Source organism: Paenibacillus turicensis, from assembly GCF_050461185.1.
Taxonomy (GTDB): domain Bacteria; phylum Bacillota; class Bacilli; order Paenibacillales; family Paenibacillaceae; genus Fontibacillus; species Fontibacillus turicensis_A.
In genome coordinates, this window is sequence record NZ_JBCMOR010000019.1 from 1 (window position 1) to 12,996 (window position 12,996).

The 12,996-nt window shown below is 39.8% G+C and carries 13 protein-coding genes and 1 other RNA gene; 1 reads left to right on the top strand and 13 read right to left on the bottom strand.

The features are described from left to right. Positions 1 to 233: 233 nt before the first annotated feature. From ABE099_RS19600 to ffs, 7 genes are all read right to left on the bottom strand, one after another. Positions 234 to 497 (bottom strand): pro-sigmaK processing inhibitor BofA family protein, encoded by a 264-nt coding sequence (locus tag ABE099_RS19600; RefSeq protein ID WP_430033146.1) that lies wholly within the window; start codon positions 495 to 497, stop codon positions 234 to 236. Then, complete coding sequence (locus tag ABE099_RS19605; RefSeq protein WP_430033149.1) at positions 494 to 793, bottom strand: DUF2508 family protein; 300 nt, start codon at positions 791 to 793, stop codon at positions 494 to 496. The genes ABE099_RS19600 and ABE099_RS19605 overlap by 4 nt, the downstream gene beginning before the upstream one ends. Positions 794 to 1,003: 210 nt before the next feature. Continuing rightward, positions 1,004 to 1,405, bottom strand: a complete 402-nt coding sequence (locus ABE099_RS19610; RefSeq protein ID WP_430033151.1) for a hypothetical protein — start codon at positions 1,403 to 1,405, stop codon at positions 1,004 to 1,006. Between the two features lie 30 nt (positions 1,406 to 1,435). Then, entirely contained in the window at positions 1,436 to 2,035 is a 600-nt protein-coding gene (recR, locus tag ABE099_RS19615) for a recombination mediator RecR (RefSeq protein WP_210091159.1), read from the bottom strand. A gap of 39 nt (positions 2,036 to 2,074) precedes the next feature. Further along, entirely contained in the window at positions 2,075 to 2,386 is a 312-nt protein-coding gene (locus ABE099_RS19620; protein WP_430033153.1) for a YbaB/EbfC family nucleoid-associated protein, read from the bottom strand. Between the two features lie 110 nt (positions 2,387 to 2,496). Further along, the gene (dnaX, locus tag ABE099_RS19625) at positions 2,497 to 4,248 is read right to left on the bottom strand and encodes a DNA polymerase III subunit gamma/tau (protein WP_430033155.1); all 1,752 of its coding nucleotides are present in this window, start codon (positions 4,246 to 4,248) and stop codon (positions 2,497 to 2,499) included. Positions 4,249 to 4,464: 216 nt separating this feature from the next. Beyond that, positions 4,465 to 4,732: signal recognition particle sRNA large type (gene ffs, locus ABE099_RS19630), an RNA gene on the bottom strand. A 195-nt stretch (positions 4,733 to 4,927) separates the two neighbouring features. Here ffs and ABE099_RS19635 point away from each other — a divergent pair. Then, positions 4,928 to 6,178 carry a stalk domain-containing protein gene (locus ABE099_RS19635; protein ID WP_430033157.1) on the top strand — a complete coding sequence of 417 codons (1,251 nt, stop codon included), beginning with the start codon at positions 4,928 to 4,930 and terminating at the stop codon, positions 6,176 to 6,178. A 149-nt stretch (positions 6,179 to 6,327) separates the two neighbouring features. On the opposite strand, the gene rpmE is transcribed toward ABE099_RS19635, so the two are convergent. From rpmE to ABE099_RS19665, 6 genes are all read right to left on the bottom strand, one after another. Then, complete coding sequence (gene rpmE, locus ABE099_RS19640) at positions 6,328 to 6,525, bottom strand: 50S ribosomal protein L31 (RefSeq protein ID WP_210091163.1); 198 nt, start codon at positions 6,523 to 6,525, stop codon at positions 6,328 to 6,330. 116 nt (positions 6,526 to 6,641) lie between these two features. After that, positions 6,642 to 7,976 carry a transcription termination factor Rho gene (rho, locus tag ABE099_RS19645; RefSeq protein ID WP_430033161.1) on the bottom strand — a complete coding sequence of 445 codons (1,335 nt, stop codon included), beginning with the start codon at positions 7,974 to 7,976 and terminating at the stop codon, positions 6,642 to 6,644. A 265-nt stretch (positions 7,977 to 8,241) separates the two neighbouring features. Beyond that, a complete protein-coding gene (locus tag ABE099_RS19650) occupies positions 8,242 to 9,495 on the bottom strand; it encodes a UDP-N-acetylglucosamine 1-carboxyvinyltransferase (protein ID WP_430033163.1) in 1,254 nt (417 codons plus the stop codon). A gap of 173 nt (positions 9,496 to 9,668) precedes the next feature. Beyond that, positions 9,669 to 10,520 (bottom strand): class II fructose-1,6-bisphosphate aldolase, encoded by an 852-nt coding sequence (fba, locus tag ABE099_RS19655; protein WP_210091166.1) that lies wholly within the window; start codon positions 10,518 to 10,520, stop codon positions 9,669 to 9,671. A gap of 182 nt (positions 10,521 to 10,702) precedes the next feature. Then, positions 10,703 to 11,080 carry a response regulator gene (locus tag ABE099_RS19660; RefSeq protein ID WP_430033165.1) on the bottom strand — a complete coding sequence of 126 codons (378 nt, stop codon included), beginning with the start codon at positions 11,078 to 11,080 and terminating at the stop codon, positions 10,703 to 10,705. 247 nt (positions 11,081 to 11,327) lie between these two features. Further along, positions 11,328 to 12,929: a CTP synthase gene (locus ABE099_RS19665; protein WP_430033167.1), complete on the bottom strand. Its 1,602-nt coding sequence runs from the start codon at positions 12,927 to 12,929 to the stop codon at positions 11,328 to 11,330. Between the last annotated feature and the right edge of the window lie 67 nt (positions 12,930 to 12,996).

Here is a 12,996-nt window from a genome sequence, read left to right on the forward strand (position 1 = left end):
TATTTTTGAATTCCACTTTTGTGAAATTCACTCACTCGTTGTTTAGTTTTCAAAGATCAATTCACTCTTTTTTCATCGTCGCATCTCTCAGCGGCGACTTTTATAATATACCATGCTTCGTTGTTTTTAGTCAAGCTTTTTTTAAAATTATTTTTTCAAATCATTTTTATTAGGCTTGGCCACTTGAAGAAGCGATATATAATGTACCATATAATTATAATTGTCGTCAACACTTAAATTAACATTATTTTAAGCGCAAATAACAGCGCTACTCCAGGAAGACCTAATATAAACACTGTACTTAATGTAACAGGATTTAAAGGGATGTACACACTAGCTAAAATCCCCGAATAATTCACTATATATAAACCTAGTGCAGCCAATACAATATGAAACATAAATTTATTAACCCATGCAAAGCCTAGCTTTTTGAAAATAGTAACATACAAAAGCATGACAACAGAAAATAGCAGAACACCAAGCCAGATCGTTTTCACGACACACCATCCTCCAATGATTTTTCGTTCATCTGAGCATCGCCATTTACCCAATGTGGATACACTGCCTTAACTGCTCTTAGCCTCATTTGATATCGTCTTTCCGCCGCTTCTAATGTGTATATTGCAATGTCCACCTCTTCTAATTCCTTGGCATTCTGAAAAGCTTGATGGGCTAACTCCCACTCCATTCTCGCCTCCATGACCTCATCATATAGCCGCTGACGCTCGTGCATGTGCTGTTGTCTTTGTTTTATGGCAGACATCCGTTTAATCCACTTATGTTTCCATTGCATAGTTTCATTCCCCCTAAATTATAGACACTTATTCCATGTTTATAAAAAGAAGGACAAACTTAGAACACGATTAATATAAAAAGTCCCCAATCTAAAATCAGATCAGGGACTCAAAGACTCTACAAAAACGTGAAGTGCAAAAATAAACACTACACATCATTTTTATAGCTCATTATATATATATTCTAAAATATTATTTTCACTAATACCTTACAGGTTTCCTGTGATTTCAATCCCATCAGCAATTTTCAACCAAGCTTTTATCCAAATGACAAACTGATCTAGGAACTTTTGAAGCTCAGGATCAGAAATAGGCTGACGATCCATCTCCGCAAAAATCCCTGCCCATGCTTCTTTCCTTATCGGATTGTCCCAGCAAGGATCAAACCTCTCGAGTTCCTCTCCGGTTTGCGGGTCGATTAACGGAAACGCTTGATTGAGTGCAGGGCGAATATGGATGAAATCCTCATCATAAATAAACAGCATCTGCTCAGGCGTAACTTCAATGGTATCGTCTAGATATAAGGGAGATAACGTAAATCCAATATTTCTATATGGACCTTGATATCGATAAAGTAGAACTGGGATCGTTTCCTTTGATCTTTTAGACACATGATCACTATCCCCACACTTAGTTTGAACCTAATTTAACTCTCTTCGTCCCTCTAGCGCTTTAGATAATGTGACCTCATCCGCATATTCAAGATCGCCACCAACAGGTAAGCCATGCGCGATGCGCGTAACCTTAATCTCAAAAGGTCGAACTAGTCTAGAGATGTACATCGCTGTAGCTTCTCCTTCAATGTTCGGATTCGTTGCAAGAATCAGTTCCTCGACACGCTCATCACTGAGTCTAGTCAACAATTCCTTGAGGCGAATATTATCGGGTCCAATGCCCTCCATGGGAGAAATCGCGCCTTGAAGCACATGGTAATACCCATTAAATTCTTTTGTTCTCTCCATCGCTACTAAATCCTTGGAGTCTTGAATGACACAAATAACGGATGGGTCTCTCGTTTTATCTTGGCAGATTCTACAAGGGTCGCTATCGGTAATATTACAGCACACAGAGCAATAATGCAGATTACGCTTTACACTAACCAAAGCCTTGGCAAAGTCAATCACATCATCCTCTTTCATATTTAAAACATGGAAAGCGAGTCTTGTGGCTGTTTTGGGACCAACTCCGGGTAAATGAGTAAAGGCATCTATCAATTTGGCAATCGGTTCTGGATAATACAATGGAAATTGGTCTCCTTTATTAAGCGTATAGACGTAAAATTAGAACAAGCCTGGAATCTTCATACCACCTGTAAATTTACCCATATCTTGGTTAGCAAGCTCTTCGGCTTTGTTTAATGCATCATTTACTGCTGTTAAGACAAGGTCCTGTAGCATTTCGATATCATCAGGATCTACAACCTCTGGTTTAATGTTCAAAGAAATGACCTTTTTATGACCATTAACTTGTACGGTTACAACACCGCCACCTGCACTACCATCAATTACTTTTTCGCCAAGCTCTTCTTGCGCTTTAAGCATTTGCTCTTGCATTTTTTTCACTTGCTTCATCATTTGGTTCATATTATTCATAACGTCATCTCCTAAATTTAAAGTATCCTAACAAATATTCTAATCTATATTATAGTGGTTCCTGCTAATGTTTGCATATTTCAATTCAAAATACATTAAAAACATTTAAATTAATCTTTAAAAACGACTAGATCTTCTCCAAACATTTCAATGGCATCATCTACCCATGGCTTTTCGCTTTTAGGGTGATCATCATCATGAGACATCTCAAGAACTGGTGGCTCTTGCCCTTTTGAGCTTTTGCCTTGATTCGCCTCTGTCCAATCCTTAAGCATCATCGTCACCAAGCGCATCGGCTTCCCACCATATTTAGATAACACCTGTTCAATCAATTGCTTATTGACTTGTTTTTCAGTCGTTTCTCGATGGATATCATTTTTAAAGGCAACAAGAACAGCATCTTCCCAGTATGATACAGGTTCACCATTCACAAACCAAGCATGAATCGTTACCTTTTCCTCCTTCACACCTTGAAGAATGGAAGACCATTTGTTCTGAATATCTAAAAACTCAGCACTATGCTGATTTTGGATAAACTGCTCAAGCCCACTTGGGAGCTTAGCTACAGAAGATGTCCGTACTGGAGTACTCCGGGTTGGACTTGGTTTAGCTGCTCCTGCAGCAGCAGGGGCTACACCATTTTGCATAATTTGAGCCAGCTTATTTTCTAATGCTGAGAGTTGCTCCTTCAATTGTCTCATTTCATCAGAGGTACCAGCTTGCCCTGTACTAGCTGAGGGAGTCATGGCTGATTGAGCATCTAGTGCCGTCTTTCCTTCCGAAATGCCACACAATTTAAGAAGAGCGACCTCAAACAACATTTGTGGCTGTAAGGCATACTTCATCTCTGTCTGATATTGATTAAGTGTATCAATAATTGCGAACAACTGCTCACGTGAGTACATTTCAGCCATCTCGGCAAAATCATGTGGATCAAGCACACGTTCAGTTAATTTATCAGAGGCAGGAACCATTTTGATCATTAACAGATCCCTAAAATAGTACAATAAATTTTCCATACATTTATCGGCACTTTTGCCTTCCTGCATGAAGTCCTCAATCATTTGTAGTACGCCACCAATATCTCCATTCAGCAGCTTTCTAGCTAATTCAGCGAATTGACTCGATGGTATGCCTCCTGTCATATTAAGCACTTGCTTATACGTAATATGACCAGCAGTAAAGGAAGAGATCTGATCAAGTATACTTATGGCATCTCTCATCCCACCATCAGATAATCTAGCGATATAGCCAATTGCCTCATCATCATATTCAATATTCTCCTGCTGGCAAATTCCCTTTAAATGTTCTGTCTGCTCATCAAGAGATATTCGACGGAAATCAAAGCGTTGACACCTTGAGATCACCGTAGCAGGTAACCGATGAGGTTCTGTCGTAGCCAAAATAAACATGACATGTGGAGGTGGCTCCTCCAATGTTTTTAGCAATGCATTAAATGCCTCTGTCGTTAACATGTGAACTTCATCAATAATATAAACCTTATGTCGCACTTCCGTTGGGGCGTATTTCACCTTTTCACGCAAGTCACGAATTTCCTCAACGCCTCGGTTAGAGGCAGCATCAATTTCAAGCACATCCATCACTGCACCAGCTGTAATTCGCTTACACGCATCACATTCGTTACAAGGCTCACCTGACATGCCCTGTTCACAGTTGACGGCTTTAGCTAAAATTTTAGCAGCACTCGTTTTCCCAGTACCACGCGGTCCACAAAACAAATACGCATGTGATAACTTATTTTCACGAATTGCGTTTTGTAATGTCCGTATAATATGCTTTTGACCAACCATGTCCTGAAATCGTTGCGACCGCCAGGCACGGTATAGTGCAATATGCTCCATATGTGGCCCCTTCCTTCTCTCTAAACGGCTTTATCGCCATTCCATTATACTATAATCCACACGCGAGACAAACCTATTGTCGGTTCTTCTCACAAGGCAATTCTGCCACTTCAAAACCACGAGAAGTCCAAAAATATGTATAAAAAAACATCTCTGCCCACAGACAAAGATGTATCCTCAATGAATTATCAATTAGTAAAATTAGAAATAGTTAAACCGCGCACCTGTTATTGATCATTGTAATCCAAGTGGAACCTCCAAAGCATAACTCGGGACAGGTAACCCTTCGGCACATGAATGGCACTGCTTATGGCTGCTTCCTTCCGGACCTGACCAGGTTCACAGACATCCATTGCGAAGGACCCATCCGTCAACGTCTACCTTAAAGACCAAACCTTACATTAACAAGACCGCTAACAGGAATTCAACCTTGCTACAGCGGATTGCAAGTTACAGGGCACCGCTACCTCCCCGTCTAGCGCGGCAAAGACAAGTATATCTCATGGAACTCGAAAAATCAACCTAACCGGTATGGTTAGCAACAATAAATAAGCAATTTATATTGGCTCAAATGGCGAAATTATGAAATCAACTCTATTTTTTGTTATAGTAAATAAAGATAGTTTCATAGATTAGCATAATATTTTTATAATTATAATAAATAGAGAGGATGACATTCATGAAATCATTTGGCAAGCTCTTATTATGTAGTGCCTTGATTGCTGGCACAATTGTAGGACTTCAGCCTACAGACATAAAGGCAGCTGCTCCAACCAAAATTGAGCTAGATAACTACCCACTCACATTTCCAACAGAACCTATTATTATGCAAGGGACCACGATGGTTCCATTCCGTTCGATTGCTGAAGCACTTAACATTAAAATTACGTGGGATAGCAAGACTAAAACAATAACAGCGATTAAAGGCCAAGGTGCAAGCAGTGTTCAAGTGAAGCTTACTGTAGGAGAAAAACAAGCAACGGTTAATACCTCAAAAGTAAACTTAGCGGTTGCCCCCATCGTCACAAACGGAAATACACTTATTCCATTAAGCTTTTTTAGTCAGCAATTTGGTGCGGAAGTAGATTGGAATGCAACTACTCGTACCGTATCCATCACGTCTCCTAAGGAACGTTTATATACTTTGGGCTTCTATGCTATTCAAGCCTTTTCCGATGTGAAGAGGGTTCCTACATTAGATGCAGTTGCCTTTGGTTGGAGCCGTATTGATGAAAATGGCGAGTTTACCCTCACTGGTAAAGATTTTAGATTGCCTCAAGCGGCCGGCGAGGTCACAGCGGATAGCTTAGTTGCTGATGCGGCGAGTTCCAGAACAACACCTTATTTAATGGTGTACTCTAGTGATACAAAAGGCGAGTTAACTAAAGTAATTGAAAATGCAACTGTTCGTAAAAAAGTTATTGAAGACATCGTCAATGCTGCTACAGATAAAAAGTTCCAAGGGATATTGTTAGATTTCGAAGGACTTGGTCTGACTACAGACAAAACAAAAACACGGTCCAGCTTTACCAACTTTGTCAAAGAAATCTCCAAGGCAGCAAAAGGGGCTGACCTTAAATTATCATTAGCTCTTCATCCTTTAAATTCTTCTTATCAAGGTTATGATTATAAGTCTCTAGGGCAAATTGCAGATGAAATCATTATTATGGCGTATGATTATACGAACAGCAAAGGCAATCCAGAGCCGATCTCGAAGGTAAATGAAGGTATTCAATTAGCCGTTAAAGAAGCAGGCGCTCAAAATTTAGTATTAGGCTTAAACATGAATAATGAAAATGAGTCTTCCCTACAAGCGTTGGTTGGTTTAGCTAAGCGTTATCAGCTAAAAGGGATTGCCCTATGGCGTCTTGGCATTATTTCTAACGGGGAATGGAATGAACTGAGGGACATTGTGGAGTTCAAAAATTAGTGGTTATCAACCACTAATTTAAATAATGAGCTTACATTAAATCGTGCTCCAAACTAAAAAAGGGGTTTTTCTCACGCTCAGCTAAGCTGAAAACGGAGAAAAGCCCCTTTGACATATATACGAGAAGCTGACTTATGCAGCGATACTCATTAGATGCCGTATTTCTTTTTGAAACGATCCACGCGGCCACCAGCATCCAGGAATTTTTGCTTACCTGTGAAGAATGGATGACAGTTGGAGCAGATTTCAACACGTAGGTTTTCTTTAACAGAACCTGTTTCAAAAACGTTACCACAAGCACAAGTTACTGTAGTCAAGTGATATTTTGGTTGAATTGCTTCGTTCATTGACTTTCACCTCTTTCCGCCCTGAGCCTCATGCGTGCACAGAGTTATATAACAATAACGTGATTATAGCATGCCCATTCCCCAAGATGCAATTATAAATAATTAGTTAATTCACGTTATTCTGTACTATTACTTCCAGAACTGGAGACTGTACGCGCTCTTCTAGGAGTTGTTCCTGTTCCTGTTCTTGTAGGGGTTGCTGTTCCTTCCGTTACATCAAAAGAAGCTAAAAACTCTTCATTTGATTTGCTGTTTCTTAGCTTTTTAAGGAAGCCTTCTACAAAATCATAGGACTCATTCATATTTTTGCGAATTGCCCAGATTGTATCAAGCTCTTCTTTTTTCAATAATACCTCTTCACGACGGGTACCTGAACGACGAATATCGATTGCAGGGAAAATACGACGTTCTGCAAGCTTACGGTCAAGGTGCAGCTCCATATTGCCCGTTCCTTTAAATTCCTCATAAATGATATCATCCATGCGAGAACCTGTATCCACTAATGCCGTAGCTAAAATTGTGAGACTTCCGCCTTCTTCTACATTACGTGCAGATCCGAAGAACCGTTTTGGACGGTGGAATGCAGCAGGGTCAATCCCTCCACTCAGCGTACGACCAGATGGCGGTACAACCAAATTGTAGGCACGAGCTAGACGAGTAATACTATCAAGTAAAATAACAACATCCTTTTTATGCTCTACAAGTCTAAGTGCACGTTGCAGTACTAGCTCAGCTACTTTAATGTGATTTTCAGGCAGTTCATCAAATGTTGAAGCAATTACTTCCCCTTTTACTGAACGCTGCATGTCTGTTACTTCTTCTGGTCGTTCATCAATTAGTAATACAAACAACTCAATTTCGGGATAATTAGTAGAAATACTATTAGCTATCTCTTTAAGTAGCAGTGTTTTACCAGCTTTAGGTGGAGCTACAATTAAGCCACGTTGCCCTAGTCCTACTGGTGCAAGTACATCCATAATACGGGTAGATAAATGATTAGGGGATGTTTCAAGTACAATCTTAGTCTGTGGATAAAGTGGAGTTAACGCAGGGAAATGAAGACGTTCTGCCGCTACTGACGGGTTCTCTCCATTTACAGCATTGACCTGTAACAATCCAAAATACCGCTCATTTTCCTTCGGAGTTCTACATTTACCTGAGACGAGGTCACCTGTTCTAAGATCAAACTTACGAATTTGTGAAGCAGAAATATAAATATCCTCCGCACTAGGCAGGTAGTTGATTGGCCTTAAAAAACCATACCCTTCAGGCAATATTTCTAATACGCCTTCCATGAACATCAGACCACTTGATTCAGCCTGTGCTCTTAAAATAGCAAAAATTAGTTCCTTCTTTTTCAATTGTCCATAGTATGGAATTTGATGCTGCTTTGCAAGCTTATATAGCTCTGTCAGCTTCATTCCTTCCAGATCGGCAATCTGAAGATCCATAAATAAAACCACCTATTCAATTTTTTCAAATTATCACTTTTAACATTTATAGTTGTTTTGCTACTATTATAGCACAAGCTATTCTCAGCTCAATTATGCAAAATCTATAAAGAAGAGTACATGCAGTGGAGTATATCAACATTCAAACACTTTTACCAATTTAGCGAATTATGCTTTCGCCATTTTAGGCTTTGTTCACTCCACCGCACGTGCTCTACAAACTACATCTAATTTTATAGTATATCCATCTTTTCTAGTAAAAAAACTATTCTTCCTGACGCCACACATCTGCACCTAATGCACGCAGATTAGTAACTAAATTATCATAGCCACGGTCAATCAGTTCAACACCAGAAATTTCAGTGACACCTTCCTCTACGGTCAAGCCCGCAATGACAAGTGCAGCACCTGCTCTCAGGTCAGCTGCCTTCACTTTAGCAGAATTCAGTTTTCCACCTTCAATAATAGCAGATCTACCCTCTACACGAATTTTAGCACCCATACGTACTAATTCAGGTACATGTTTAAATCTATTGCTGTACACAAAATCACTAAGAATGCTTACACCCTCGGCTTGAGTTAAAAGACTAGTCATCGGTGATTGCATATCGGTTGGAAAACCTGGATACACAAGTGCTTTGACGTCAACATGCTCGTAGCGAGAAGCACCAATAACTCGAATGGACTCATCAAGCTCTTCTACCGTTACACCCATTTCAATTAGCTTAGCGGTAAGTGCTTCTAAGTGTTTAGGTATAACGCCATCTACCAAGACGTTACCTCTCGTTGCAGCAGCTGCAATAAGATAGGTGCCTGCTTGAATGCGGTCAGGAATAATGGAATGACGACAGCCCTTCATTTCCTTTACCCCTTCAATACGGATCGTTTCCGTGCCGGCTCCTTTGATGCTTGCACCCATAGAGTTAAGCAATGTAGCAACATCAATAATTTCAGGCTCCTTGGCCGCATTTTCAATCGTGGTTGAACCTTTGGCTCTAGCCGCCGCTAACATAATATTAATCGTTGCACCTACACTGCTAACATCCAAATAGATTTTAGCACCCTTTAATTCTTTGGCGTGTAGATGAATAGCACCATGCTCATTAGTTACGGTAGCACCTAATGCCTCAAAACCTTTAATGTGTTGATCGATCGGTCTAGGTTCAAAATTACATCCACCTGGTAAACCAATCGTTGCTTCGCCAAAACGTCCAAGCAAGGCCCCCATCATATAATAGGACGCACGTAGCTTTTTCACGGGTCCATTTGGCATCGGTATTGAACGAATACGGCTAGGGTCGATGATGATCTGACTATCAGACCATTCTACACTTGCCCCTAACTCCTCTAAAATTTCTGTATATACAGCAACATCGCTAAGACGTGGTAGATTGTCCAGAATAACGGTTGACTCTGCTAAAATCGCAGCAGGCAACAACGCAATCGCACTGTTCTTTGCTCCACTAATCTGTACAACTCCCTCTAACGGGCGTCCACCACTAATCATTAATTTTTCCATAAAATAAAGATCCCCCTGAAGCCAAATACATAGACTTATCATTGTGTTTAAAATTAAATTCAAGGATTCTTATACATAATAACATTTCTGAACACAAATAGGAAAGACGCCAGCATCTTTGCCGACGTCTTTCCTATTTGTGTAGCTACTTATAGTTAGGTTAAACCGTGATATTAGGCTTTATTGTTTGAGCCAAACTCGCGAATTTTACCAATTACAGTTTCTTTAATTGCTTCACGTCCTGGTTGGATAAATGTACGAGGATCGTAAGCATCTGGTTTAGCAGCAAGTACTTCACGAACAACTTTCGCGAATACAACTTGGTTTTCAGTGTTTACGTTGATTTTGGAAGTACCAAGAGAGATTGCTTTCTTGATATCATGCTCAGGAATACCAGTTCCACCATGAAGAACAAGTGGAAGCTTAATAGTATTACAAATTTCTTCCATTTCTTTGTATCCAAGATTAGGCTCACCATGGTAAGGACCATGAACGGAACCAAGCGCTGGTGCCAATGTATCAATTCCAGTTGCAGAGATTGCAATACAATCTTCTAGTTTAGCATACATAATGCCGCCGATAACGTCATCTTCTTGTCCGCCTACAGTACCTACTTCAGCTTCTACAGAAACGCCTTTAGCATGTGCATATTCAACTACTTTTTTAGTGATTTCTACGTTTTCTTCGATTGGGCTATGAGAAGCATCAATCATTACAGATGTAAATCCAGCATCGATAGCTTCTTTACATTTGTCAAAGCTTGAACCATGGTCAAGATGAATAGCAACTGGAACAGTAATTTTAAGGTCATGCATAAGACCTTCTACCATTTTAACTACAGTATAGAAACCGCTCATATGGCGAGCAGCGCCTTCAGATACACCTAAAATAACTGGTGATTTCTCAGCTTCTGCTGCGTTTAAAATTGCTTGTGTCCATTCAAGGTTGTTAATGTTGAATTGACCTACAGCGTATTTTCCCTCAAGTGCTTTGTTCAACATCTCTGTCATTGATACTAATGGCATGGTTCCATCCTCCTAAAGGTGTTGGTTTTTTCTTATAAAATAGCCGACATTCACACTTCGTTATTATAACACAATCCAAGACAAATACTAAACAAGCTTTAATATTATTTACAAGAAAAAAAGCTCACACAAAAAAGAGGTAATCCTTTCCTTCAGTTAGGACATAGATGTACCTCTTTACCTTAAATCGTTCCTCCACCCATAAGGTGATTATTTACAGCTAAACGCATCTCATCAATATCAAAAGGTTTAGTAAAATGCATCAGCGCACCAAGATCGGTCGCTTGTTTAATCATATCAAGTTCGCCATAGGCAGTCATCATAATGACTTTGATGTCAGGGTTTATTTCTTTAATATGCTTAAGAATTTCGAGTCCATCCATACCGGGTATTTTCATATCCAGTAGAACAAGATCTGGAGCCTCATTCCTTACAATCTCCAGCGCCACTTTTCCATTAGGAGCTTGCATCGTTGTATAACCTTCACTATTAAAAACTTCCATTAACAATATCCGAATTCCGTTCTGGTCATCTACAATCAACACTTTCTTGTCTTTCACAAAAGTCTCCCCCCTACAGTCGCACCTAAATATACTTAGATGAATAATAAATTCGCTCTAGAACATAAAATCCCTTCTGATTTGGAAAAAAGATACTGTTTCTTCTACAATTTCCGCATACAAAAAAGCACCCCAAATGGATTCATGTCAATAAGCAACAGCCTATTTTGACAATTCTCCTCATTTAGAGGTGCTGTATATTTTTAATCATCTACCAAGAAGCCATGCCGGTACTTACCGCAAAGCCTTAGGATAGGTGAGTAATAGACGCCTTCACGAACTCGCGGAATAACGGTTGTGGACGATTTGGACGTGATGTAAATTCTGGGTGGAATTGTACAGCCAAAAACCAAGGATGATCTGGTAATTCTACAATTTCAACTAATCGACCATCTGGTGATGTTCCTGAAATACGCAAGCCTGCGTTTTCCAATTGTTCACGATATGCATTGTTAAATTCATAACGATGGCGGTGTCTTTCATACACAAGCTCATCATTGTAACATTGCATAGCTAAAGAACCTTCTTGTAGCTTACAAGGGTACAAGCCAAGACGCATCGTACCACCCAAGTCCTCAATATCCTTTTGTTCTGGAAGAAGATCGATAACAGGATACTCTGTAGAAGGATTAATTTCAGAGCTATTCGCACCATTTAGTCCTACTAAAGAACGTGCCGCTTCAATAACAGCAACCTGCATTCCAAGACAAATACCAAAGAATGGGATATTACGTTCACGAGCATAACGAATCGTAGAAATTTTACCTTCAATACCACGATCACCAAAGCCACCTGGTACTAAAATTCCGCCGATTCCTTGTAAATATTCATCCACGTTCTCATCGGTAATATCCTCTGCATTAACCCAACGAATCTTCACTTCAGCATTTGCATCAAAACCAGCATGAGATAAGGATTCAACTACACTTAAATAAGCATCATGCAGAGCAACATACTTACCTACGATTGCAATTTCAACAGTTTTTTCAAGCTTTTTAACGCGATTAACAAGACTTTCCCACTCGGTCATGTCAGGGGCAGGTGTTGTTAATTTAAGATGGTTGACTACAATTTCGTCTAAACCTTCTTCACGTAAATTCATTGGAATTTCGTACAACGTGTCTGCATCACGACATTCAACCACTGCATTTTTGTCTATATCACAAAATAAAGCAATTTTTGCCTTCATGTCATCAGATAATTCATGCTCAGTACGGCAAACAATCACATTAGGTTGAATACCGATACTACGTAATTCCTTTACACTGTGCTGTGTTGGTTTCGTTTTTACTTCACCTGCAGCTTTAATATATGGAATCAGCGTAACATGAATATACATCACATTATCGCGGCCGATATCACTTTTAATTTGGCGAATCGCTTCAAGGAAAGGCAAGCTTTCGATATCACCAACAGTTCCACCAATCTCCGTAATAACCACATCAGAGCCAGCTTCACGTCCTGCACGATACACACGTTCTTTAATTTCATTTGTAATATGTGGAATCACCTGTACTGTACCACCTAGGTACTCTCCACGACGTTCCTTGCCGATTACAGAAGAATAAATTTTACCTGTCGTTACGTTGCTGTTTTTGGATAGATTGATATCAATAAATCTTTCATAATGCCCTAAGTCAAGATCCGTCTCCGCGCCATCATCCGTAACAAAAACTTCCCCATGCTGATAAGGACTCATTGTCCCAGGATCAACATTCAGATAGGGATCAAATTTCTGGATAGTAACCTTCAGACCTCTGTTTTTAAGCAGTCTACCAAGGGAAGCTGCTGTAATCCCTTTACCGAGTGAGGACACAACCCCGCCTGTTACGAAAATATATTTTGCCACAGTGTAAAAACCTCCTACATAAATTATCATATGATTCAGGCGACTTTAGATCCTTAGCGTAACCCAA